The organism is Candidatus Enterovibrio escicola (genome assembly GCF_002464935.1).
Taxonomy (GTDB): domain Bacteria; phylum Pseudomonadota; class Gammaproteobacteria; order Enterobacterales; family Vibrionaceae; genus Enterovibrio; species Enterovibrio escicola.
Genome location: NZ_NBYY01000015.1, coordinates 1 through 25,106, shown reverse-complemented (window position 1 = coordinate 25,106; position 25,106 = coordinate 1). Strand labels below are relative to the sequence as shown.

Genomic DNA, 25,106 nt, shown 5'->3' with positions numbered 1-25,106 from the left:
TGTGTCGATTGATGGCATTCGTAATGCCAATAAATTGCAATCTGATGAATTGTCGGTAGGTCAAACATTGATTATCCCTAGGAGTTGGGTTATGTATTCAATAGACTGACCTTCGTGTAAAATAGTAATTTTTCAAGGTAATAGTTGTGACTAACATTGATGTTAAATATCTTTTTAACTAACCTGAACTGCGCATACGAAATGAACTAAATGCCAAAGTCGCGATCTGCCTGTTTGAAAAAACTATTGATTGCATAAAAACTTGGGTATTAAATAAATTTAGACTCTGTCTGCCAGACTTATCTCCCTGCATGGAAAAAACACCTAATTTCTTCCGAAATTAAACAAAGAAACAAGCCTTCTCATCTTTCCGTTAGCGAAGTGATGACGATAGTGATAGCTTTCCATCAATCTGGATCTCGAGACTTCAAAACGTATTACATCCCCTTTGTTTGCCATTACTTCCCCAACGAATTTCCTGAATTAGTTAGCTACACGCGCATGCTCAAGTTCATCAAGGTATTCTGGTTCTACTCTGTTTTCCCTCAGCACCGTCAGGCAAGGTCGATAGGGATTGCCTTCATTGATTCGTCTAAGCTACAGGTTTGTCACAACCTATACATTCTCAGATATCAGATTTTTAAAGGTACCGCAAAGCGAGGAAAAGGAATGATAAGGTAGTTTTATGGCTTCAAACTAGACCTCATTATCAGTGACCGAGGTGGCATTATCTCAGTCAAAGTGATGACGGCTAACGTGGATGATAGAAAGCCTGTGTTGGACTTTCCTGACGAGCTTTTGGGCTGTTTATACGGAGATAAAGGTTATATATCTGGTTCATTGGAGCGAGAACTTGCAGACAAGGGCGGACACTAATAACGGGTGTGAAAAAAATATGAAATCAAAACTGATGAAACTTTAGGACCGCCTAATACTCCGGAAATAATTTATTATTGCAACCGTTTTTGACCAACTAAAAAACATATCCTAAGATAGAGCATTCTCGTCACCGTAGTTGTATCAGCTTTATGGTCAACTTGCTGGCGGGCTTATGCGTATTCATTTCAACCAAAAAAACTATCATCAATATGACTCAGCTTGATAAATAAGCGCTTATGCAGATCTGAGGTTAAGTTATGCATGCCAAAGTCCTTAGGCAGGTAATAGTTATTTTCAAACGATCAGATCGCGACTTGGGCCTTTAGTTCATTTTGTATGCGCAGCTCAGGTTAATTTAAAAGCAATATCGAAACTGGCAGGTGATATCACCGTAGCGAGAATAGATTTACTGATACCATAAAAAAGCATATCCATACGATGGAGATAGATAATTGTCGAGAATTATTTCATCATGAAAAGATAGTAAAATGCCCTCCGTCAGGTGAAATGCACAAGCTAGCGAAGAGTCAGCCAGATTGAAGTACACTGTCTGCATCCTCTTTTGGTTTGGAGATGTGAATGACTCATAAACAGTCAAATAACAAGGCCAGATTTTATATTGAGTAACGATTGGATGCGTGTGATTCTTTTAACCAAATTACCCAAACACGTGGCTGTGCTCACTCCACCCACAGTCGAGAAATAGAGCGCCATGCACTAAATAATTTGCACGGCATATACTGTCAACGCATTGCATCAAAACAGGCTAAGTAAACCCACTCAAACACCCAGAACGGGCTATCTTTTGATAGTATTGAGAGAGAATGAATGTATTCATGCATGAAGGTCTAAGTACGCATACGTCACCTGATATAATTAGCGCCGAACTGGTTCTAAAGCACGATGTGATGCTCAGTGAAGGCACGATTTATCGTTATATAGGGTATGACATAGGTAATGGTGGGGCTCTAATACAAGGATCTTCCCCATCAGGGAAAATTCTACAGAATTAAGATGAACATCGGCGATAAGGTAAAAATAAAGAACCGAGTTGGCATTGAGAAACGGACTGATATTACAGACGAGAAGACATAGTTTTGTCTTTTAGAAATTGATACTGTTATCAGGACTTGGCATAAATCTTTGCTTCTTATCGTAGTAGTAACGTTTATTGATATTATAAATTCCACCTTCCATGAGTTCAAAATCCTTACGTCAGACAACGGTACAGAGTTTACCGATCATGAAAAAATGACCTTTGCTTAAGAAAGGAAGAATTATCTACCTAAGAAATATTTAGGGTTTAATCAGCTTGCCGTTTTTTAAAAAAATGGCATTAATAACTTGATTGAAAAGTGTCTTATTCCAGACTTAAATTTAGAGTATTTATTTTGCAATAAGAACAATAAGCGCTGGCTTTGTTATACTTGGGAACTTCGATTGAAAACGGTCATGACTCACGCTTTTGACCGTCGTAGCTAAAGGATATTTAATCATCTTTTGATGACACTTATCTGAATATAAGGTGACTTCTTAATATACTTATGGTTACAGTGTCTACGATTATATTCCTCTAGAATAAATATATGATAGGCAAGCTTTAAATGCAACTTATTGAGAGGAAAGATGGGCGTTGTTTCCAAAATATCTTAACGAATCGCCATTCCTACAATCAGGTCATCATGGAGTTAAACGGGAGGTGATAAGGGGAAAACACAAATACAAGATCAGCCACTGGAAACAATATAATCAAGCATTAGTAAACTGTGGCTCAGTCACTTTTTGGATAGATGCCGCTTCCATCAAGGCATGGCATTGTCTAGAGCATCACGGTCATCGTGGCCGTTGATTTATATTTTCGGATACCGTAATTGAAATGTCACTGATGGTTAAAGGTATTTTCAATCTCCCATTTCGTGGATTAAAAGGATATCTCAATTCGGTTTTTACGTTAATGAATGTTTCGCTGTAATCCACTACATACACCTGCATTAGTAATGGGATCTAAGACCGTAAAAGTTAAGTACCTTTTGCCGAGTCGAGGAGCTATCATCCTCGTTGTTATTGATACAACAGGCCTAAAAGTATATGTCTAAGGTGAATGGAAAACACGTAAATACGTTAAGGAGACGCGGTGTATCTGGCGCAAACTTCATCTCACCGTTGATGTGTCTAGTCATGAGGTTATTGCTGAAAAAGTGAACCTAGTTTCTGTGAGTGATAATTAGGTTTTTTCTACATTGCTTAACCCATTACGATGAAAGATACAGCAAGTCAGTGCTGATGGAGCCTATGACATAAGAGCATGTCACCACGTACTAAAAAACAAAGGAATAACGCCCAGTATCCCACCTCGAAGCAAGGCTGGCTATTGGGAGGAAGACAGCCAAGAAATAAAGCTGTAAAGGCGTTAAAAGAGGATAAAACAGCGGAGGAAAAAAGGCCTTGGTCTATCACAAACGCTCATTAGCAGAGACAGTAATATTTCGCTATAAGCAGTTTGCTCAGCCCTAGACTCATGCTTCGTAATTACAATGCTCAAGTTGGTGAAGCGCTGGCAAATGTACAAGCCATGAATAAAGGTTATAAGACTCGGTATGCCTGTTCTCCAGTAGACAAATTAAGACTGTAAAAAATATTGGGATCAGTGCGTTATAAGCCTGATTTAATCAACAATGCCGTTGAGTGAGAAAATTTTTATTTCTCGTACCTGTTTAAAACAAGTCAATCAGAACATCTATCGAACATTTAAGATAGGCGGAAATGCACGATAAGGTGGTAGGAATCTTCATTGAGTGTGAGCATTATACTTAGATCACAATAAACATATCAAATACAGGCTTAGGAGTTAACCAATGGCCATTCGGATTTTATCGACACGGTTAGCCAACCAAATTGCTGCGGGTGAAGTGGTTGAACGCCCAGCTTCAGTAGTTAAAGAGTTGGTGGAAAACAGTATTGATGCATGTGCAACCAGGATTGAAGTTGATATTGAAAAGGGTGGTAGAAAACTTATCCGTATTCGAGATAACGGCTGTGGTATCAAAAAAGGTGAGCTTGAACTAGCATTAAGTCGCCATGCCACCTCCAAAATTTATTGTCTTGACGATCTTGAAGCCATTACCAGCCTTGGTTTTCGAGGCGAGGCGCTTGCGAGTATCAGTTCGGTATCGCGTTTGACCTTGACCTCTCGTACCGAAATGCAGGCAGAAGCGTGGAGCGCGTATGCCGAAGGGCGAAATATGTCGGTGCAGGTGAAGCCAGCAGCACATCCTGTTGGTACGACGGTAGAAGTGGTGGATCTGTTCTTCAACACACCGGCAAGACGTAAATTCCTTCGCACCGATAAAACCGAATTTAGTCATATCACTGAATTATTGAAACGTATTGTATTGAGTCGATTTGATGTCGCCGTTACGCTGCGTCATAATGGTATTATTATACGCCAATACCGTGCGGCATCGAATGATGTACATCGGAAGCGACGACTTGCAGTAGTGTGTGGATCTAAGTTTATCAAGACTTCAGTACAGGTAAGCCTCGAACATCTCAATTTGTCGTTTCATGGTTGGATTTGTCTGCCGGAAGGTGCTAGAGTACAAAACGATATTCAGTACTGTTTTGTCAATCAACGAATGGTGAAGGATAAATTGATAAACCATGCGATTCGTCAGGGATACGAAAGCATGTTAAAACTCGGTCAATTTGTAGCTTATGTGCTTTATATCGATATCGATCCTCACCAAGTCGACGTTAATGTGCACCCTACTAAACATGAAGTACGTTTCCATCAAAGTCGTTTAGTTCATGACTTTATTTATCAAGCGGTGTCTGATGCGTTACAACAAATTATGGCATCTGATCCGTCTTCTTTAGGTAGTAAAGATGAACAGGACATTAAACATTTCGAGGGTGCTGATGAAGATAAACAGCCTCTTTTAAAGGAATACTCATTACAGTCGTCAAGCGTATTAAATTTATCAGGCGCACAATTGGCATTGGCGAATAATAATGAACGCTGTCGATCGACAACGTTTCGGAAAATGGAAGCATCCTATTCTTCTAATGAGGCAATGGTATGTCTTAGGCAAGACGAAAGTTCGTATTATTGTCCGAGGTCTAGCTTTACTTACCAGTATCCATCTAATACTTTTTATTCAACCTCACCCTCACCGGCGAAAGCCATGCAACTTGCTTATTCAGAATTGATAATAAACCCTGATAAGCAGGCAGATCATTGCGTGGTAGAAGCATCAACTGTAATGTCGGCCATGCCTGTTGGGGATGAGTATAACAGCCTTGGAAAGGCATTAACGATCATTGCATCTCATTATTTGTTAGTGCAACGTACCGAGGGTATAGCACTGCTAGATTTAGATGTTGCTAATTATCTGCTTACGTTCGGTCAGTTACATTTAAGACTACATCCACAAGGTCTAAAAGCACAACCTTTACTAATTCCACAAACCATCCCAGCGTCTATTCAAGAAATTAAATTGTTTGAAAAATATGACACTTTATTGCGACAATTTGGCATTGTTTTGCGAAAGAAATCATCTAACCATATTATGGTCATGGCAGTGTGCCAACCGTTTCGTCAGCACAATTTGCAGCATTTTATTTCTCAATTATTGTATTTCTTGTCGCTGCAAGCAGACAAAGAAATACAACTTCCTTCCGATGACATGGCTATATGGTTGGCAGATAAGGCAACGAAAAAGAGTGGTAAGTATGGATTTTCTCAGGCAGTTACATTGGTCACTGAACTTGAGTATTGCTGGCAGGGAAAACTGGCGGAATATTATTCTAGGTTGGTGCGTCCAGTTGATGTGGCAGCAGCAATAGAAGCATTTTTATATGATTAACGGGAAGCCTAAAGCGATTTTCCTAATGGGGCCAACGGCATCGGGAAAGACCGACCTAGCGATCGCACTGAAGCAACAGTTTCCAGTAGACATTATTAGTGTTGATAGTGGGCTTATTTATCGTGGTATGGACATAGGAACCTCGAAACCAACTGCGGAAGAACTGGCATTTTCACCTCATTACTTGATTGATATTCGTGATCCTTCTGAGGCTTATTCCGTCGCAAATTTTCGTCAAGATGCCCTGAGAACTATGACGGAAACTGTCTCCAGAGGGAGAATTCCTCTTTTGGTTGGTGGTACAATGCTTTACTTCAAAGCCTTATTGAAAGGTTTATCACCTTTGCCTGCTACAAATACTGTTATTAGAGAGCAAATTGCGCAGGAAGCTTCAGTATATGGATGGCAAGTGCTTCACAGAAAACTGTGCGAGATTGATCCTATCTCTGGGGTAAGAATTCATCCGAATGATCCGCAACGTTTGTCTAGAGCACTGGAAGTTTTTCGTGTTTCGGGTAAAACTCTTACAGAGTTAACTAAAATCACAAACAACCCATTATTATACGAGGTTTACCAGTTTGCAATAGCACCTAGAGAAAGGAGTGAGTTACATCGCAGGATTGAGCTTCGTTTTCAGGCAATGATGGAAGCAGGCTTCGAGGAGGAAGTAAGTATGCTATGTGGCCGTGGGGATCTAAATCCAGATCTGCCATCTATCCGATGCGTGGGTTATCGTCAGATATGGGATTATTTGTCTGGTAACTGTTCACTTGATGATGCAATTTATCGTGGAGTGTGTGCTACTCGTCAGTTAGCCAAGCGTCAGATTACTTGGTTGAAAAGTTGGGACAACTTGACATGGCTTGATAGCGACAACACTTCATTATCGTTACAAATAGTCGAAAAGTGTTTAACCTAATCTCAGATAGATCGGAGTATACTCAGATTGTTGTAGGTGATGTCGTTGATCTTTTTGTTGAAAAAGACAACTCTATCTAAAATAAGGAAAATTAAAAATGGCTAAGGGGCAATCTCTACAAGATCCATTTCTGAACGCTCTTCGTCTTGAACGTATGTCTGTTTCTATTTATCTTGTTAACGGTATTAAGCTTCAAGGTCAGATTGAGTCATTTGACCAGTTTGTGATCTTATTGAAAAACACTGTAAATCAAATGGTATATAAGCATGCGATTTCGACTGTGGTACCTTCTCGCCCTGTGAACTATCATCAAAATTTAACCAATCGTTCTCTTAATGAACGTCCACAAGAAGATACTGAGGAGTAAAAATCTTTTGGCAAGGAGTTTTTTGATTGTTTGACCTCTACAAAGCCGGTGAACAGGCAGTTTTAGTTCATATTGATTTCACCAAAAATGGCGGATGGGAAGATTTCAGTGAGTTTGAAAGTCTAGTATCCTCAGCGGGGATGTGTAAGGTGCAAATGGTTACAGGTAGGCGTCAATCCCCGCATCCAAAATACTTTGTTGGTGAAGGTAAAGCCTTTGAAATTTCTGATATAGTGCGAATTGCTGGGGCTGATATCGTTATATTTGACCATACATTATCACCTTCACAGGAACGTAATCTGGAGCGTTTGTTTCAGTGCAGTGTACTTGATCGCACAGGGTTGATCTTGGATATTTTTGCACATCGAGCGCGAACATACGAAGGTAAGTTGCAAGTTGAACTTGCACAGCTGCGTCATATCGCAACCAGATTAATCCGAGGGTGGACGCATCTTGAACGTCAGAAAGGTGGCATTGGTTTACGAGGTCCCGGTGAAAGTCAGCTTGAAACCGACCGTCGTTTGCTGCGTGAACGCGTAAAAAGGATTTTGCGGAGGCTTGATAAAGTCGCTAAACAACGTGAGCAAGGTCGACGAGCAAGAATCCGAGCAGAAGTACCTACAGTATCACTTGTGGGATATACTAATGCTGGTAAGTCAACGTTGTTCAATCGTATCACAGGGGCAGGTGTTTATACTTCAGGGCAGTTATTTGCGACATTAGACCCGACTTTACGCAAGATTCAAGTGGTTGATGTTGGCGACACTATCTTGGCTGATACGGTCGGGTTTATTCGTCATTTGCCACACGATCTGGTCGCGGCCTTCAAGGCAACTCTGAAAGAAACACAAGAAGCAACATTACTGCTTCATGTGATTGATGCAAGTGATGATCGTTTTCAAGAAAATATTGACGCTGTTAATGTGGTTTTGGAAGAAATTGAAGCTCATGAAGTGCCGACCTTGTTGGTGATGAATAAGATTGATTGTGTGGAAAAAGCTAGTCCCCATATTGAACGTAATGGGGAAGGCGTTCCTAGTATTGTTTGGGTATCAGTACTTGCAGATCAAGGTATAGATCTTCTTTTCGAAGCAATGACTGAAAGGTTGGTTGGTACTATGGTAAACTATCGCCTACGTATTCCTCCCACAGAGATTGGTAGAATGTACAGTAAATTATGTCGGTTAAGATGTATTTTACATGAAGAATACGAATCAGACGGATATTTGCTGATAGATGTTCGGTTAACTCAGATCGATTGGATGAGATTAAAAAAACGGGAAGGCAGTAAATTTGGTGACTTTATTGTCAGTGAATGGAATGTTACAATCTAAGGCAAGAGACTATCGTCATATCATATTGATGGAGTGTTATAATGGCGTGGAATGAACCAGGAAGCAATGGCGGTCAGGATAAAGAACCGTGGGGTAAACGGGGAGGTCGAAACCAAGGCCCACCTGACCTCGATGAAGTGTTTAGTAAACTGACTCATAAACTGAGTGGTCTGTTTGGGGGTAAGATGCCGTCCATTGGTGGTGGCAATATTGCGGGAATAGGTGTAATCGTTGTTGTAGGTATGATCATTTGGGGTGTATCAGGCTTCTATACCATCGGTGAAGCGGAGCGTGGTGTGGTTCTGCGTTTCGGCAAGTATAGTCATATTGTACCTCCAGGGTTAAATTGGAAACCAAACTTCATTGATACAGTTACAACTGTCAATGTTGAAGCGATTCGATCGCTGAGGGGTTCAGGTGATATGCTGACCAAAGACGAGAATGTTGTTCGCATCGAAATGGATGTGCAGTACCGTGTTGCTGATCCACAGAAATATCTGTATTCAGTGACAAATGCTGATGATAGTTTACGTCAGGCGACTGATTCAGCATTGCGTGCGGTGGTTGGTGATGCGGTGATGGATGAAATCCTAACCACGGGGCGTCAACAAATCCGTGAGCGTACTCAGGTGGAAATCAACCGGATTACTGATCGTTATAACATGGGCCTTTTAGTTGTGGATGTGAATTTCGATACCGCGCGTCCACCTGAACAGGTGAAAGATGCTTTTGATGACGCTATTGCAGCGCGAGAAGATGAAGAGCGTTTTACTCGTGAGGCAGAGGCGTATCGTAACGACGTTTTACCAAAGGCAAAAGGTCGTTCTGAACGTTTAAAAAAAGAAGCACTCGGCTACCATGAGAAAACGGTTAATGGAGCACAAGGTGACGTTGCGCAGTTTGACAAGTTGCTGCCTGAGTATTTAGCTGCCCCAAAAGTGACACGAGCTCGTCTCTATCTTGAAACGATGGAAAACGTGTTTTCCCGTACGAGTAAAGTGTTGATCGACTCTCAGGAAGGTGGAAATAACTTACTGTACTTACCTTTGGATAAGTTGATGAATCAAACACCTCAAACACCTCAAAAACGTTATTCTGGTGAAATTAGTGCTCCGGACTATGGCCTGACGCTGGAAAATACGACAGTAGCTCCAGGTACGTCCACACCACGTCAATCAACATCACGCCCTGGGAGATATTAATTATGCGTAATTTATTAATTCCTCTCATTATCCTTACTACTTTTATTGGACTGATGTCAGTCTTCGTGATTAAGGAAGGGGAGAAGAGCATGGTTATTCGTTTTGGTCGAATATTAAAAACTGATGATAATCAGACCCATATTTATGAGCCTGGCTTACAGTTTAAGGTTCCGCTGTTTGACCGTGTAGAAAAATTAGATTCGAGAATCCAAACTATGGATGATCAATCGGATCGTTTCGTGACGTCAGAGAAAAAAGATGTGATTATCGATTCTTATGTAAAATGGCGTATTAAAAACTTCGGTCAATATTATCTATCTACCGGTGGTGGTAATCGGTTGACGGCAGAGGCGTTATTGCAAAGAAAGGTAGCTGATGGACTGCGTGCTGAAATTGGTTCGAAGACGATTAAACAAATTGTATCTGAAGAACGTGAGCAGGTGATGGCCGATGTACTGAAGGAAGTACGAGAAAGTGCTGATGATCTCGGTATAGAGGTGATAGATCTTCGGATTAAGAAGATTAATTTACCCGAAGAAATTAGCGAATCTATCTACGCGCGTATGCGTGCAGAACGTGAAACTGTAGCACGTCGTCACCGTTCTCAAGGTCGTGAGAAAGCAGAAGTTATTCGTGCTCAAGCAGAACTTGAAGTAGCTACATTGTTGGCAGAAGCTGAGAGGACAGCACGTGTAACCCGAGGAGAAGCGGATGCAACCGTGGCGAAGATTTATGCAGACTCTTTCACTAAGGATCCTGAATTTTATAAATTTCTTCGCTCCTTGAAAGCCTATGAAAATAGTTTTAACAACAAAGGTGATATTCTGGTGCTCGATCCGAATAGTGAGTTCTTTCAATACATGAAACAGCCAAATGCTATAATTCAATAAGGTTTATACTAATTAACCTGAGTTGCGCATAAGTAATGACCTAACGGCTCAATTCTTGACCTGAGCGTTTAAATCAAATCCTCTGTCGTATAAAGACTTTGGTATGCTAATTTAGATGATTTTTTACTGATATCGATGATTCATTATCATGAATTCAATAAGTTGATTATGTTCTAAAGGCAATACTCACGTTCAAAGAATATCCCGATCACTTCGTCGTATATTTTGGTTGATTTTGAGTATCCAGTAGTTTTTAGATTAATCCGTTACAAGCGTGGATGGAGGGTCAAATCCTCCCTCCTAATATGTTGAGTATGGAGCTTGCCAACAATGTGTTTGTTCTCGGGAAGAAATAGAATAATAGAATACCCTTCGAAAAGGCGCTGTTGCTTAAAGAAGGCTTATGATGCCCTGCTCCCAGTTTTCTCTAAAATTTTAATTTATTTGCTGTCGAACAGGAATACTGACTCTTATAACTTCGTTGATTGCTGCCATATTTGCCAACGTTTCACCAACTAGAGCATTGTAATCACGAAGAGTGAGTTTAGGGCTGAGCAACCGTTTATAGCGAAATATTACTATCTCTGCTAATGAGAGTTTATGATAAACCCTATCCTTTCCACCCCTACTGTTTGTCCTCTTTTAACGTTTTTACAACTTACTTTCTAGGATGCCCTTCCTCCCAGTACTCCGCGTTACTTCGAAGTGGAATATTGGGCGTTATTCTTTTATTCTTGAGTGCGTGGTGAGAGCTCTTCGACTTGGCAAACGGTACTTAACTTCCACGGCTTTTGATCGCATTACTAATGCAAGTGTATGTAGGTGATTTCTGTGGAACATTCATCAACGTAAAAACCGAATTTAGAAAGCATTCTAATCCACGAAGGGGGAGATTAAAATACCTTTCACCCTCAATGCCGTTTCAATCCAAGCTCCTAAGCATATCATATCTAGATGATTATTGTTGTTACCGACGAAAAACGATTGCTCATCTATATTGCAGATAAGCACTACTTCCTGTACATCAAGAGGAAATATGGTTATACAGCGGGATGTCCGGTTTCTAAAACGCGGATAACCGCATTAATGCTGATGTGTAGCACTCGATATGAATTACGGATACCCGTATTGTACATAGTAAATTCAATAATTTTCTCTTTTATCTCAGTCTTATAAGTTGTGCATGTATATTGACGCTGGAAGGTTCGATAACATGACTGGCAAGGATAGCGGTGACGTCCCCACGACCTCCACCATGCTTTTTAACCGTTCTTGTGTGCGGGTAAAAACTATATTGAACGTCAACGATAGTTATAATTATCACCATACAAAAGAATACTCTTCTACACAAAGAGTATTCTATGAAATGCATGACAGATTATTCCTATAAGGATTTTCCTTGAACTGGATACTCTGCTTACCTTTCAAATCAAACATATTCAAATTGTTTTGGTATAGAAACGACGAAGCGTTTTTCCATCTATTCTAATAACTTGATAATCAAGTGTTTTGGAAACAAAACTCATCCAGCTGATAAAGCAGTGTTGTAATTAACACGGTTCGACACCTGACATAATACGAATAATAGTGGAGTGTAACAGACCTGCTATCAGTACATAAACTAAGCTAAACGTAATAGAGGGACTAAATGCCAAGTCTTGATCTGATCGTTTTAAAAAAAATATTGACTGCATAAGGACTTGGGCATGAATAATTTAACCTCAGATCTGCATAAGAGCTTTCTTATCAAACCTAGTCATCTTGATGTTTTTCTTCTTTGGTTGAAATGAATACACTATAAGCCCCTCTAGTAAGTTGCCTATAAAATTGATACAACTACAGTGCCGAGAATGCTTGATTTGGGATATGTTTTTTAGTTGATTAAAAACGGTTTCAATAATAAATCGTTTCCAAAACATCAGGCGATCCCAAAGTTTCACCACTTTAGGTTTCATATCTTTTTCACACCCGTTATGAGTGTCACTCCCTTGTCTGCCACTTCCCGCTCCAATGGACCAGAGATATAACCTTTATCTCCGTATAAACACCCCAAAATCTCGTCAGCCATTTCAGATACAGGCTTTCTATCATCCACATTAGCTGTCGTCACTTTGATCGAGATAATGCCACCTTGGTCATTGATAATAAGGTGTAATTTGAAACCGTAGAACAACCATATCGTTCCTTTTTCTGGCTTCGCCATGCCTTTAAAAACCTAATATCTGAGAATTCGTAGGTTGTGACAAACCTGTAGCTTGGACGAATCAACGAAAGCAATCCCTGTCAACCTTACCTGACGGTAAATGAGGTAAGAGCAAAGCGAAACTAGAACACCTTGCATGAGTTTGAGCATCCTCGTGTAGCTAACTAATTCAGGAAATTCGTTGGTGAGGTAGCGACAAATAAAGTGGATGTAATAGGTTTTTAAGTCTCCATACCATCGATTGATGGAAAGCTATCACTATCGTCATCACTTTGCTAACGGAGAGGAGAGAAGGCTTGTTTCTTTGTTTGACACCGGAAGAAATTAGGTAGTCCTCCCATGCAGGGAGGAAAGTCTGGAAGAAGTCTTCGATATCGAGGAAAACAGCGTCTAAGTTATTCATGCCCAAGTCCTTATGCAGTTAATAGTTTTTTCAAACGCTCAGATCGAGATTTGGGCATTTAGTTCATTTCTTATCTGCAACTCAGGTTAAATAATTATCAATCTTGGTAATCGAGTCCAACAACAGAAAGATTATTTTTTGCCCAAAAAACGGCTTGGACACGATTTTTTACATTAATTTTTTTGAAAATATTGTAAAGGTGAGATTTAACCGTGTGTGCAGAAACGAACAGACTATCAGCAATTTCGTTATTGGAGGCACTAGTCACGAGCTTCCGAAGTATTTGCTGCTCTCGGTTAGTTAAATAGAGTTTAGAGTAATCAATCACATTATTGTTATTCTTTTGATAATAGTGGATAAGTTCTGCTAGCTTTTGACGGGGTAACCAATATTCTCCAGATAGCATTTTCTCAATACCATGACAGAGGTGTTCAAGGTCGTCTTCTTTTCTAAATACGCCTGTGATAAATGGCCAACTTGCCAGTTCTTTGGCGGAGAGATCGTGGGCATTAAATAGCGCGAAGATATGCTGTTCACTAAATGGTGCAAGGATTCGCTTAAAGTAACTTATGACATCAACCTCAAACGCACCTATGTCTACCAATACTAAGCCTGACGAGGTTGCCAGCTTGTCGCCAATTTCCTGTTTTTTCACCAATGCCACGGTGCCTTTTATTTTTTTATCTAGGCATGAAATCAACGCATTGATCGTCATGCTCGGCTCTGAAACAAGTAAGATGGTGTACTTGTCCGAGGTGCTATCAATGATCGGCATTTGGATCCTTAATGTTTATAATGGTGACGAAGCGCCCTTCGTTTTCCGCTAAACAGCCAGTATACCCATCTCGTTTGAAGTTGCAGCATTCTAATTGTCAAAGTAAACAGATTTTCGTATCACTTTTATATCATCACTCCCATATATTGATCAGGGTAAAACTCGTATCCGAATAAAATGCCCCTGAATTTAGATAATAACTGTTACGCTAGATCATAAGTATCTCGGATTAAATTATGAAATTTACCTATAGATAAATTGCGTCTAATACGTTTTAAAGTCACTAAACTAACCTGATCTGCAGATAAGAAATGAACTAAAGGCCCAAATCTCGATCTGAGCGTTTGAAAAAACTATTAACTGCATAAGGACTTGGGCATGAATAACTTAGACGCTGTTTTCCTCGATATCGAAAACTTCTTCCAGACTTTCCTCCCTGCATGGGAAAACTACCTAATTTCTTCCGGTGTCAAACAAAGAAACAAGCCTTCTCTCCTCTCCGTTAGCAAAGTGATGACGATAGTGATAGCTTTCCATCAATCGAGGTATGGAGACTTTAAAACTTATTACATCCACTTTGTTTATCGCTACTCACAACGAATTTCCTAAATTAGTCAGCTACACGAAAATTCTCCAGCTCATGCAAGGTATTCTCGATGAGTGACTTTAAAGTAATCCTCTTATCGTTAGGCATGATGCGGTTAACTCCTAATAAGAGTTTTTGTAACGGTTTAATTTCATTTTCATAATACATTGGACTATATTGTAAGGGGTTACCGAGGCTTGAGCCTTCGGGGGGTAATATGCTCACTTAACACCACTGAGTGGTGATGAGCCACTATAATTTCTTGTGATGATATTTTCTTGATCCCTTCAAATTCATCTGTTAAGCCAATGTTATTCATTGGGATTAGTTGAACCACTTTTTCTTGAAGTGACATTTAAAGAGCTTTGCTTGGAGTTTGATGCCAAGCTTAGTGAATGTAACGGGGAAGGCAATCACGTTTACTTGTTAATCTCAACATCACCAAACACTTTCAGCGTTGCAAAACTTGTGTACTCACTTAAATCCGTTAGTTACAGAAGACTTCGATGGGAGTTTTATGATATTGCGGGTTTGTTTAGCCAGAATGTTCTATTTGGAAAATGCTCATTAATAACCTTATTAATATTTAACGCTCACTCAACCGATTTCGGTCTTATTTCACCTAGAAATTTCCTCCTAAAAACTATATGTGGTGGAACTTATAGGTCAGGTTGATGAATTTGATGTGGGTGTAGCGGTATTTGAGGATGCTGAAGACAATGGTGGCATAGTCTAGTATTTTAGTGATGTTCCCAATAACGGCATCATTGATCTTGTTAACCTTCTCTTTGAGAACAGTCAGCTAGGTATTTTTGCGCTGGAAGATGGTTTTAGATGTGTATCAGGATGCATGTATATGAGGATAGGTCACAAAGTTGATAATTAGAAGAAGTTCTGGCCTATATCCATATTGGCGACAGCAAAATATGTTAGACATTAGGGTGAATGAAAACCTATCATCATTCGATGATTATAGATCCATGGGGATCTAATCATGAGTTAGTTATAAAATCAAGTAGCTAATACTTGGATAGATGTAGATTTCACCACGAATAGCGCCATATGTAGTAAGATAATAATCTTATAGCAAGCTCGGTTTCAATGCGCGATGAAATAGCGTAGTCTCATCTTATTATTAGTTGACCTATCGCATCACGTCCTATGACGTGTTGCGGTTGTTATCTTCAGTATTAAAGAGCAGTGAATATATGAATCTGGAACACGTCGAAGAAACGATACTTCACCTGTCAGGTGTTACCAAGAACCACCTCAGCCAAATGTTGGAACACTTGGCAGCAAGAAATATCGATTACGGCGATATTTATTTTCAATCATGTTGGCATGAGTCACTCTTCTTGGAAGATAGTATAATCAAAGATGGCTCCTTCAATATTGATCGTGGAGTGGGTGTTCGTGCGATTAGTGGTGAAGGAACTGGCTTTGCTTACTCAGATCAAATTAACGCGGATGCGTTGATACAAAGTGCCACTGCGGCACGGTGTATCGCAGACAGGGGTGGTAAGTTAAAAATTTCTGCTTTCACCACCCGTGAGTATCCTTCAGTGTATCAAGCTATTGACCCTTTTCAGAGTATGAGCAAGCAAGAAAAGATTGCATTACTGAAAGAGATTGATACCTATATTCGGGTTAAGGAGCCTTTGATACAAGAAGTGTCTGTTAGTATCAGCGGCGTTTATGAAAAAGTGCTAATTGCGGCTACCGATGGCACCTATGCTGCAGATATACGTCCACTGGTTCGCTTGTCAGTCAGTGTACTGGTAGAGAAAGGAGGACGTCGTGAGCGCGGGTTGTCAGGGGGAGGTGGCCGTTTTGGTTACCAGTATTTTGTTAGTGAAGAAAACGGTAAACTAGTCGCGTTAGATTATGCTGATGAAGCAGTACGGCAGGCGTTAGTGAATCTTTATGCGAAGGGCGCCCCAGCGGGAACAATGCCTGTTGTTTTAGGTGCAGGCTGGCCTGGTGTATTGTTGCATGAGGCAGTCGGACATGGCCTAGAAGGCGACTTTAATCGCAAAGGATCATCTATTTTTACTAACAAAATTGGGAAGCAAGTCACGTCATCACTTTGTACCATTGTTGATGATGGTACGATGCAAAACCGACGTGGTTCAGTAAATATAGATGATGAGGGTGTCTCTGGGCAATACAATGTATTGATTGAAAAAGGTATACTCAAAGGGTATATGCAAGATAAACATAATGCACATTTGATGGGTGTTTCACCTACTGGTAACGCTCGCCGAGAATCTTATGCGCACTTACCAATGCCTCGTATGACCAACACGTATATGTTACCAGGTGAAAGTACCTTGGAAGAGATAATAAGTAGTGTTGAATATGGTCTTTATGCGCCTAACTTTGGTGGTGGTCAGGTAGATATTACGTCTGGTAAGTTCGTGTTCTCTACCAGTGAGGCGTACCTGATTGAAAATGGAAAAGTGACTACATCAGTAAAAGGAGCTACTTTGATTGGTAGTGGTATCGAGGCCATGCAAAAAGTGTCAATGGTTGGAAATAATTTATCATTCGATCGTGGTGTGGGTGTTTGTGGTAAAGGAGGACAAAGCGTACCAGTTGGTGTAGGTCAACCAACTGTGAAGTTGGATGCAATGACAGTCGGTGGTACGGAATAGCTCTAGCTTAGAATTGATATGACAGTTCCTTATTTTGGTTTGTATATGCCAAATTAAATTTTGGCTAAATTCTTTCTCGCTCCAACTAGTTCTCCGGTGTTTAATGTTTCAAGGAGCGTAAGACTACAGCATATTTTCCATGATGGGTTCGCTTATTGTTTAATCAATTATCCACTCTGCAAGATTTTTTGTTACTCCTCAAATCAAGGTTTACGTATGGTTTTTCTAGATATCCTTTGCTTGAATTTATTTAATATTGTCTTATAGGAGCGTTTATAGATGCTGTTTGTTGGTAGATATCACTCTGGTTTTCTTATAGTTAATATCATTGATAGCTAGGTAATCTGAGCGGCGTATAATAAATAAACTAAATGTCAAAGTCGCGATCTGAGCGTTTAAAATAAACTATTAATTGCACAAGGACTCGGCCATGAATAACTTAGACACTATTTTAGCGATGTTGATGACTTCTGCCAGACTTTTCTTCCTGCATGGAAAAATCACCTAATTTCTTCCAGTATCAAACAAAGAAACAAGCCTTCTCTCCTCTCAGTTAGCGAAGTGATGACGATAGTAATAGCTTTCCATCAATCTGGGTATTGAGACTTAAAAACCTATTACATCCACTTTGTTTGTCGCTACCTCACCAACAAATTTCCTGAATTAGTTAGCTACACGAGGATGCTCAAACTCATGCAAGGTGTTCTAGTTTCGCTTTGCTCTTACCTCATTTACCGTCAGGTAAGGTCGACAGAGATTGCTTTCGTTGATTCGTCCAAGCTACAGGTTTGTCACAACCTACGAATTCTCAGATATTAGGTTTTTAAAGGCATGGCGGAGCAAGAAAAAGGAACGATATGGTTGTTCTACGGTTTCAAATTACACCTTATTATCAATGACCAATGTGGCATTATCTCGATCAAATTGACGACAGCTAATGTGGATGATAGAAAGCCTGTATCTGAAATGGCTGACGAGATTTTGGGGTGTTTATACGGAGATAAAGGTTATATCTCTGGTCCATTGGAGCGGGAAGTGGCAGACAAGGGAGTGACACTGATAACGGGTGTGAAAAAGATATGAAACCTAAAGTGGTGAAACTTTGGGATCGCCTGATGTTTTGGAAATGATTTATTATTGAAACCGTTTTTGATCAACTAAAAAATATATCCCAAATCAAGCATTCTCGGCACCGTAGTTGTATCAATTTTATAGGCAACTTACTGGCGGGGCTTATAGCGTATTCATTTCAACCAAAGAAGAAAAACATCAAGATGACTAGGTTTGATAAGCAAGCTCTTATGCAGATATTAGGTTAAGTAGATGATGGGTTTATCTTCTTTTTGATGTTTCTCTATTCTTTCGCTGAAGTCTTGGTATTTTTGTTTACAAGATTTAGGATGAAACAGAATTTTTAAAAAGTGATATTGAGGCGCTTCAATGCAGAGTGAATCACAGGTTGAGTGATATTATGGTGTTGTAATCGCTCCCACTGTTAATCATGAGGGAATTTATCTACATCCTTAAGTAAAATATTTTCATCAATTTTTGTAGCGGGTTTATTTGTATAACACAAAACTCTATTTTCTTAGCCAAACGAAATAAGATCCGCATTCTAACATCAAAATTAACGTTTATCTGTTAAAACGTTAATTCCTGTTCTTCTTTGTAGGCTAGAACTCTCTGGTGAAAATCTAAACTATAAGCCATTCACGCATTGTCTAACATTATAGTTATCTAGCTATAGGTGACGGCAGACACCTTGCGTATAATGCGTTTCAGAATCACGATATTTTGATTGATAAAAATAGACAATAATCGGCGACATCGTAAAAACAGCATCCAAGTTATTCATGGTAACGTCCTTTTGCGACGGATGGTCTATTTAAACGATCAGATCACGACTTGAATATTTAGTTCATCTCTTATACGCAGTTCCGGTTTCTTAGATATTTAAAAATCTCCTTAGAGGCTTTAGCCTGCTTGTTGTCTTTTTGCTCTTTTCTAGCCTGCCGAGCAAGCTGTCTCAAAGTTTGACGTTCTATAGAAGGATGTTTCTTAAGCACTTCATCGATGGCTTTATCACCTTCTACGATTACCTGATCACGTAACCTTTCTAGTTTTTGTAATTTAATGGTTTGTTGACCGTGTTTATTGTTGAGGAGGTTCAATGCTGCTTGAATTGGCTCAGGGTCAATTGTGCGCATAAGTTTACCGATTAATTGCAGTTGACGTCGTTTTGCTTCCTTGCTAAAACGTTGTGCGTCCGTAATTGCGATGCGAAGGATATTTTTCAACGGAAACTTCGCCAATACTGCAGGACTTAGTTTGACCAACTCTTCACCAAGTGCTTGTAGTGCTTTCATTTTACGCTTCATCTCGCTTCGGCTAACCAAAATGATGTTCGCCTCATTTCTCGAAGGTTCTTGTTTATTTCTACGGGTCATAACATTTCCAGAGGTTAATAACGTACTTAATCAGTATCCCCAACCAACTTGAAGATGCAGGTTTCAGCGAGCTTTATTGGTATCATGATCAAGGCATTTCTTTATAAGTGCAATGAGTTCTATTAAAAAGGGATAAATATGAGAATGGAATCAGTAAACTTGCCCTACGGGAGAGTATCTGTGCGTTAAATACTCGTGAAATAGACTGATTATTCTTATAACGATTCGCTTTGAACTAAACGAACAGATAACATCTAAAATCGAGTATTTTCAAGTTATTTGAGTATATCTTATCAAGAATGTCGAATTCTGCTGTTATTTTTAAGCATTTTCTTCATTCTGAATGGTATGCTTATTAGTAATACACACTAATTTAAGACTTTATGGACGTGAAACAGCAGGTTGTTCAACAACGGATTGATCTAGAAACTGTAGTAAGTGACGCTTTAGCGCTTGCGGAAAGAAAAGCAAATGCTGCAGAAGTCGCTGTTACTAAAACTACAGGAATCAGTGTGGCGACACGCATGTGTAAGATGGAAAGTGTCGAGTTTAATAGTGATGGTTCGTTGGGTATTACTGTATATCGAGGCCAACGTAAAGGCAGTGCCTCGACTTCTGATTTATCAGAAAAGGCTATTGCACAGACCGTTGCTGCAGCCCTAGATATTGCGAATTATACATCAGAAGACTTTTTTGCAGGCCCTGCTCCTGCAGAACTGATGGCTTATGACTATCCTGATCTGGATTTATTCTACCCAAATGAGCTGGAACCTGATCAAGCCGCGGAAATAGCGATTGCCGCTGAACGTGCTGCGCTAAACTTTGATAAACGCATAAAGGTTAGTGACGGTGCCAGCTACGATAGTCACTATGGTATTCGTGTTTACGGTAATAGCCATGGTATGTTGGGGAGCTATGCGTCTAGTCGTCACAGCATTAGCTGTAGTGTAATTGCTGAAGACAATAAAGGTATGGAACGTGATTATAGCTATTCCGTATCACGTGACAAAGTAGATCTTTGGACACCAGAACAAGTAGGTATTGCGGCTGCTAAACGTACGATAGATCGCATTGAACCTTGTCGTTTAAGTACGAGGAAAGTACCTGTTATATTTGCGGCTGATGTGGCAACAGGGTTATTAGATCATCTTGTGATGGGGATTAGTGGTTCAAATATTTATCGTAAATCGTCTTTCTTGCTTGATAAGGTGGGTCATCAAATCTTTCCAGAATGGTTTGAAGTCTATGAGCGACCTCATATCCTAAAAGGCATGGCTAGTGCCCCGTTTGATGGGGAAGGCATGTTTACGCGTGATTTGAATATCATCAAAAGTGGTGAATTGCAGACATATTTGGCAACTAATTATGCGGCCCGTAAGCTCGGTATACAACCAACTGGTCATGCAGGGGGTGTTCACAACTGGTTTGTTGGTAATACAGGTCAAACATTTGATCAAATGCTGAGAGAACTGTGCACTGGTTTGTTGGTTACCGAACTCATGGGGCAAGGTGTGAATATTGTGACTGGCGATTACTCACGTGGCGTGGCGGGTTTCTGGATAGAAAACGGAGAAATTCAGTATCCCGTCAGTGGAATAACGGTCGCCGGCAATTTGTCGGATATGTTCAGACAGATTGTAGCGGTAGGTAGCGATACTGAATTTCGTACCCAGATTCAAACAGGATCAATATTGATTGAATCAATGAAGATTGGTGGTGAATAATACTACATATCTTATGTCGTATAGTTGTCGATAGTACTTGCTTTCCCAAGGCTTTTAATTAATCTGAGCTGCGCATAAGAAATAAACTAAATGCCCAAGTTGCGATCTAATCATTTAAAAAAACTATTGACTGCATAAGGACTTGGGCATTTAGTTTATTTCTTATGCGCAGCTCAGGTTAATAAGATCATGGGGGGTCCATTCAGTTGCAACCGTTCTCTATTAATGGAATCTAAATAAGAAAAATGGTTGCTAGACCAAGGAAGACAGAAAGGCCAACTATGTCTGTTGTGATGGTCAGAGCCATACCGCCAGCAAGAGCAGGGTCGATCTTCATTTTCTTAAGAAGGATTGGGACTGTGACGCCTACGATGCTCGCAACGACTAGGTTAGTGAGCATCGCCGCAGCAATAATGCTGCCTAGCATCCAATTGCCTTTCCAAAAGATGATTACACTACCAATGATACAGGCCCAAAAGATACCATTGAATAAGCCAACTGAAGCTTCTTTGATTACTAACCAGCGTGTATTGGAATGACGGATGTGGCCGAGAGCTAGGCCACGGATCACTAGTGCAACGGTTTGGTTTCCGGCGACCCCTCCCATGGAGGGCACGATGGTCATGAGAATAGCTATGTCTGCCATTTGCTCTAGTGTATTTTCAAATAGGTTTAAAACAGAGGCAGCGGTGAGTGCAGCGAGAATATTCACACTCAACCAAATGCTGCGACCGCGAGCAGATTTGAAAGCGGGTGCAAAGGTATCTTCTTCGTCATCTAAACCCGCCATGCTCATCATGGAGTGTTCTGCATCTTCACGGATAATATCAACCACGTCATCGATAGTAATACGACCAACCAGTTGGTGTTGTTTATCAACAACAGGAGCAGATACCCAGTTCCGACGCTCAAATAGATTCGCCACTTTACTGTCATTCATGTTAACAAAGATGGCTTCGTGGGAGTCTTCCATTATATCCATCACCTTGGTGTCTAACTGTGTAGTCATCAGAGTAGATAGGGAGAGGGAGCCAATCAGATGGCTATTTTCATCAACTACATATAAGGCATCGGTGGCTTTTGGTAATTCACCTTTCATACGCAGGTATCGCAGTACGACATCTACAGTGACATCTGATCGAATGGTTACCACGTCGGTATTCATTATACCTCCCGCAGTACCCTCAGGGTATGCCAGTGCTTGTTCTACGCGAGCGCGATCTTGTGCATCCATTTGTGCTAGGACATCTCTAGACACTTCATTCGGAAGACTTCGTAAAAGGTAGGCAACGTCATCGGTGTCCATGCCTTCTGTCGCTGCAGCAAGTTGCTCTGGTTGCATACGTACCATGATGCCGTCTTTTACATCTTCTGATAGCTCTTCAAGAATCTCACCTTGTTTTTCTGGGTAGGTCAGTTGCCATAGAATCAGACGGATTTTTGGTGGGGAAGCTTCAAGCAAATAAGCTATATCTTCGGACTCCATGTCTTCGAGCATACGTCGAACCTGGATGAACATACCGTTCTCTAAGGCGTCGTTAACTTCCTGAAGCATTTGATCTGTTTGGTTGGAATGCTCTACTTCGTAATTTTCTACCATGATGTTGTCCGTTTAACAGTGGTTGACGAAATGGCATGAATTCTAGCGCAATCTGCACAGGCTGTCTTTTGCCAATTAGGTTGAGTCCCATGAAAGTACATAGGGTTGTGTATTCAATAGCAGGTTTTTGTATAAAAGTTCTATTTTTCATGATGATAATCACTATTAAAAAGTATGCTATCTGCATGGTTGATTAGAAATACAAGTGAATTGTCTGTCATGCTGGCACAATTTCTCACTTATTTGATGCATGATCGTGTAGAGGGGAATGAGGATACATTAAGTATGTGATAGCGAATGGATGTTCAAGATAATGTCAGCTATTATCGTTAAAGCTTGCTTTTGTTTATGCAGTGAAGACAAGTGACGCTTTTTATGTGTCACCACTCCTTGTACAGATATTGTGATCTACTCACCTTCAATTTAGTCTAGCAAAAAAAATGGTCATGACACTATTTTCGGTGACCGTTTGATCCGGTTTTGTAATTGTTAAATCGGCATTAAAACCCTGTGCTAATTCAACCAGCTTGATGAAAAATCTGGCGTACAAGCTAAACCGGTTGCATCTTAATATCTTTCTAACTTGAATTGCATATATTATATAGATGAACTAAATGCCCAAGTTGCGATCTGATCGTTTAAATCAAATCATCAGTCTCAAAAGGATGTTATCCTGACTAATTTAGACGCTTGTTTTATTGATATCGATGATTCCAAGAGCTATGATCAAACTTGGTGCACAGCTTCCAGAGTAGTATTAGGATGGTTGATGTTTGTTTCACGAATGCCATATCTGAATTTTACGCCTTTAATGATATCCACAAGTAATTCAAAACCTCGTTAGCCTACGGTAGTTAATTTCAGCGATTCGCATAGGTTTGCAGACCATTGCCAGTGTCGTTTTGCGGTTTCCACAATTCTTGTTTTTGTTCGTTCTTAGCCTCACCGTTTCAAACGTTGATTCAATGGGGTTTGTCGTTCGAATATGTGTCCAAGACTGGGCAGAAAAATCGTAAAATACTAGCATTTCCACTTTGTCTTTGGTCAGGCACTTTGCTGCTTTGGGATATTTAGCACCATATTGTGTTTCGAACTATCCGAAGGCTTTATATGCCTCTTATTGTGTCTCTTCCATCCAGATATCGTGAAGCGTTTCTTTCATTTTTGGTTAAAAAGATTTTGGGACTTTGTTTAATACATTGGCCGTTTTGTGTACCAAGCAGAGCTGATGACGCGTCGTTGGCCAATGCTTTGTCACTGTATTCTGCATTCCAAAAACCTAAAGCGCTATCGCCAATGGCGAGTTCAGGAGCGATACTGATACCTTGGGACGTTAGCTATGATAGAACTTAAAACCAACTGACCTATGACTCCCTGTACCCATCGACAACGGCTAGCACTTCCTTGTGATCGGCATCATCGACACTGATGACAACAAGCAGGCAAAGCTTATCATCCTTCCTGATCAGCTTCTTTGGTTGAAATGAATATGCGATGAGCCTCGCCAGCAAGTTGACTACAAAGTTGATATAACTACGGTGCCTAAAATGCTAGATCTGGGTATTTAGTTCATTTCTTATGCGCAGCTCAGGTTAATTATTAAGAGTAAGTTTAGGGCTAAGCAACTGTTTATAGTGAAACATTGCTGTCTCTGCTAATGAGAGTTTGTAATAACCCTTTACTTTTTCACTCCACCAGTTTGTCCTATTTTAAAGCCTTTACAGCTTCATTTCTAGGATGCCCTTCCTCCCAGTACCCCGCGTTGCTTTGAGGTGGAATACTGGATGTTATTCCTTTATTTTTTGGTACGTGGTGACATGCTCTTGTGTCATAGGCTCCATCAGCACTGATTTGCTGTATCTTGCGTCGTAATGGGTTAAGCAATGTAGGTAAAACCTCATTGTCATCCACAGAACTAAGCTAACTTATGCAGCAATAACCTCATGAGTAAACACATCAACGGCAAGATGAAGTTTGCGCCAGATATGCCGATTTTCCTTACCGTATTTACGCATTTTTTATTTACTTTCGTCGTATACCTTTAAGCCTGCAGCATTAATAACAACGGGGGCGATAGCTCCTCGACTAGGCAAACGCTACTTAACTTCTACGGTCTTTGAATACATTACTAATGCAGATGTATGTAGGGGATTTCAGAGCAGGACATTCATCAACGTAAAAACCGAATTGAGATAGCCTTATACTCCACGAAGAGGGAGTTTAAAAATGCCTTTCACCATCAGTTCCGTTTTAATCGA

At 40.3% G+C, this 25,106-nt stretch carries 15 protein-coding genes and 7 pseudogenes; 14 read left to right on the top strand and 8 right to left on the bottom strand.

Features of this window, described 5'->3' with window-relative positions:
* Position 1: 1 nt before the first annotated feature.
* The 9 genes and pseudogenes from BTN49_RS20665 (at position 2) to hflC (ending at position 10,456) form a co-directional block, all read left to right on the top strand.
* The gene (locus tag BTN49_RS20665; RefSeq protein ID WP_394336651.1) at positions 2 to 109 is read left to right on the top strand and encodes a LysM peptidoglycan-binding domain-containing protein; all 108 of its coding nucleotides are present in this window, start codon (positions 2 to 4) and stop codon (positions 107 to 109) included.
* A gap of 164 nt (positions 110 to 273) precedes the next feature.
* Positions 274 to 1,109 (top strand): annotated as a pseudogene (locus BTN49_RS22150) (IS982 family transposase).
* Positions 1,110 to 2,581: 1,472 nt separating this feature from the next.
* Positions 2,582 to 3,494: pseudogene (locus BTN49_RS06315) on the top strand (IS5 family transposase).
* Between the two features lie 240 nt (positions 3,495 to 3,734).
* The gene (mutL, locus tag BTN49_RS06310) at positions 3,735 to 5,744 is read left to right on the top strand and encodes a DNA mismatch repair endonuclease MutL (RefSeq protein ID WP_097356482.1); all 2,010 of its coding nucleotides are present in this window, start codon (positions 3,735 to 3,737) and stop codon (positions 5,742 to 5,744) included.
* The gene (gene miaA, locus BTN49_RS06305; protein WP_097356481.1) at positions 5,737 to 6,663 is read left to right on the top strand and encodes a tRNA (adenosine(37)-N6)-dimethylallyltransferase MiaA; all 927 of its coding nucleotides are present in this window, start codon (positions 5,737 to 5,739) and stop codon (positions 6,661 to 6,663) included. The genes mutL and miaA overlap by 8 nt, the downstream gene beginning before the upstream one ends.
* A gap of 97 nt (positions 6,664 to 6,760) precedes the next feature.
* Entirely contained in the window at positions 6,761 to 7,030 is a 270-nt protein-coding gene (hfq, locus tag BTN49_RS06300; RefSeq protein ID WP_097356480.1) for an RNA chaperone Hfq, read from the top strand.
* 26 nt (positions 7,031 to 7,056) lie between these two features.
* Positions 7,057 to 8,364, top strand: a complete 1,308-nt coding sequence (gene hflX, locus BTN49_RS06295) for a ribosome rescue GTPase HflX (RefSeq protein WP_097356479.1) — start codon at positions 7,057 to 7,059, stop codon at positions 8,362 to 8,364.
* Between the two features lie 41 nt (positions 8,365 to 8,405).
* Positions 8,406 to 9,566: an FtsH protease activity modulator HflK gene (hflK, locus tag BTN49_RS06290; RefSeq protein WP_097356478.1), complete on the top strand. Its 1,161-nt coding sequence runs from the start codon at positions 8,406 to 8,408 to the stop codon at positions 9,564 to 9,566.
* A gap of 2 nt (positions 9,567 to 9,568) precedes the next feature.
* Complete coding sequence (hflC, locus tag BTN49_RS06285; RefSeq protein WP_097356477.1) at positions 9,569 to 10,456, top strand: protease modulator HflC; 888 nt, start codon at positions 9,569 to 9,571, stop codon at positions 10,454 to 10,456.
* Between the two features lie 435 nt (positions 10,457 to 10,891).
* Here the strand turns inward: hflC and BTN49_RS19090 are convergent, their stop codons facing one another.
* The 4 genes and pseudogenes from BTN49_RS19090 to BTN49_RS06270 all read right to left on the bottom strand — a co-directional run bounded on the left by BTN49_RS19090 (position 10,892) and on the right by BTN49_RS06270 (position 13,837).
* Entirely contained in the window at positions 10,892 to 11,014 is a 123-nt protein-coding gene (locus BTN49_RS19090) for a hypothetical protein (protein ID WP_263363904.1), read from the bottom strand.
* A gap of 482 nt (positions 11,015 to 11,496) precedes the next feature.
* A pseudogene (locus tag BTN49_RS20660) lies at positions 11,497 to 11,634 on the bottom strand (IS1-like element transposase); the annotation flags it as partial.
* A gap of 543 nt (positions 11,635 to 12,177) precedes the next feature.
* A pseudogene (locus BTN49_RS22145) lies at positions 12,178 to 13,062 on the bottom strand (IS982 family transposase).
* A gap of 97 nt (positions 13,063 to 13,159) precedes the next feature.
* Positions 13,160 to 13,837, bottom strand: coding sequence for a LuxR C-terminal-related transcriptional regulator (locus BTN49_RS06270; RefSeq protein ID WP_097356475.1), 678 nt, complete (start codon positions 13,835 to 13,837; stop codon positions 13,160 to 13,162).
* 378 nt (positions 13,838 to 14,215) lie between these two features.
* On the opposite strand from BTN49_RS06270, the gene BTN49_RS13005 reads away from it, so the two are divergent.
* The 4 genes and pseudogenes from BTN49_RS13005 (at position 14,216) to BTN49_RS22140 (ending at position 18,396) form a co-directional block, all read left to right on the top strand.
* Positions 14,216 to 14,446 carry a hypothetical protein gene (locus tag BTN49_RS13005; RefSeq protein WP_146679216.1) on the top strand — a complete coding sequence of 77 codons (231 nt, stop codon included), beginning with the start codon at positions 14,216 to 14,218 and terminating at the stop codon, positions 14,444 to 14,446.
* A 325-nt stretch (positions 14,447 to 14,771) separates the two neighbouring features.
* Positions 14,772 to 15,098: a transposase gene (locus tag BTN49_RS20655; RefSeq protein ID WP_223823915.1), complete on the top strand. Its 327-nt coding sequence runs from the start codon at positions 14,772 to 14,774 to the stop codon at positions 15,096 to 15,098.
* Between the two features lie 533 nt (positions 15,099 to 15,631).
* Positions 15,632 to 17,077 carry a metalloprotease TldD gene (gene tldD, locus BTN49_RS06260; RefSeq protein ID WP_097356473.1) on the top strand — a complete coding sequence of 482 codons (1,446 nt, stop codon included), beginning with the start codon at positions 15,632 to 15,634 and terminating at the stop codon, positions 17,075 to 17,077.
* Positions 17,078 to 17,507: 430 nt separating this feature from the next.
* Positions 17,508 to 18,396, top strand: a pseudogene (locus BTN49_RS22140) (IS982 family transposase).
* Positions 18,397 to 19,002: 606 nt separating this feature from the next.
* Here the strand turns inward: BTN49_RS22140 and yjgA are convergent.
* Positions 19,003 to 19,524 carry a ribosome biogenesis factor YjgA gene (gene yjgA / locus BTN49_RS06250; RefSeq protein WP_097356472.1) on the bottom strand — a complete coding sequence of 174 codons (522 nt, stop codon included), beginning with the start codon at positions 19,522 to 19,524 and terminating at the stop codon, positions 19,003 to 19,005.
* A 383-nt stretch (positions 19,525 to 19,907) separates the two neighbouring features.
* Here yjgA and pmbA point away from each other — a divergent pair, with 383 nt between their 5' ends.
* Entirely contained in the window at positions 19,908 to 21,248 is a 1,341-nt protein-coding gene (gene pmbA / locus BTN49_RS06245) for a metalloprotease PmbA (RefSeq protein ID WP_097356471.1), read from the top strand.
* Between the two features lie 232 nt (positions 21,249 to 21,480).
* Here pmbA and mgtE read toward each other — a convergent pair whose 3' ends face one another.
* From mgtE to BTN49_RS17665, 3 genes and pseudogenes are all read right to left on the bottom strand, one after another.
* The gene (mgtE, locus tag BTN49_RS06240) at positions 21,481 to 22,848 is read right to left on the bottom strand and encodes a magnesium transporter (RefSeq protein WP_097356470.1); all 1,368 of its coding nucleotides are present in this window, start codon (positions 22,846 to 22,848) and stop codon (positions 21,481 to 21,483) included.
* 726 nt (positions 22,849 to 23,574) lie between these two features.
* Positions 23,575 to 24,314: pseudogene (locus BTN49_RS17670) on the bottom strand (IS256 family transposase); the annotation flags it as partial.
* A gap of 129 nt (positions 24,315 to 24,443) precedes the next feature.
* Positions 24,444 to 25,106, bottom strand: a pseudogene (locus BTN49_RS17665) (IS5 family transposase); the annotation flags it as partial.

Bases quoted from the DNA above. Each gene is read 5' to 3' on its own strand.
- hflK (WP_097356478.1), top strand. From the start codon at position 8,406: ATGGCGTGGAATGAACCAGGAAGCAATGGCGGTCAGGATAAAGAACCG.
- BTN49_RS13005 (WP_146679216.1), top strand. From the start codon at position 14,216: ATGAATAACTTAGACGCTGTTTTCCTCGATATCGAAAACTTCTTCCAG.
- hfq (WP_097356480.1), top strand. From the start codon at position 6,761: ATGGCTAAGGGGCAATCTCTACAAGATCCATTTCTGAACGCTCTTCGT.
- tldD (WP_097356473.1), top strand. From the start codon at position 15,632: ATGAATCTGGAACACGTCGAAGAAACGATACTTCACCTGTCAGGTGTT.
- miaA (WP_097356481.1), top strand. From the start codon at position 5,737: ATGATTAACGGGAAGCCTAAAGCGATTTTCCTAATGGGGCCAACGGCA.
- hflC (WP_097356477.1), top strand. From the start codon at position 9,569: ATGCGTAATTTATTAATTCCTCTCATTATCCTTACTACTTTTATTGGA.
- mgtE (WP_097356470.1), bottom strand. From the start codon at position 22,848: ATGGTAGAAAATTACGAAGTAGAGCATTCCAACCAAACAGATCAAATG.
- yjgA (WP_097356472.1), bottom strand. From the start codon at position 19,524: ATGACCCGTAGAAATAAACAAGAACCTTCGAGAAATGAGGCGAACATC.
- pmbA (WP_097356471.1), top strand. From the start codon at position 19,908: ATGGACGTGAAACAGCAGGTTGTTCAACAACGGATTGATCTAGAAACT.
- mutL (WP_097356482.1), top strand. From the start codon at position 3,735: ATGGCCATTCGGATTTTATCGACACGGTTAGCCAACCAAATTGCTGCG.
- BTN49_RS06270 (WP_097356475.1), bottom strand. From the start codon at position 13,837: ATGCCGATCATTGATAGCACCTCGGACAAGTACACCATCTTACTTGTT.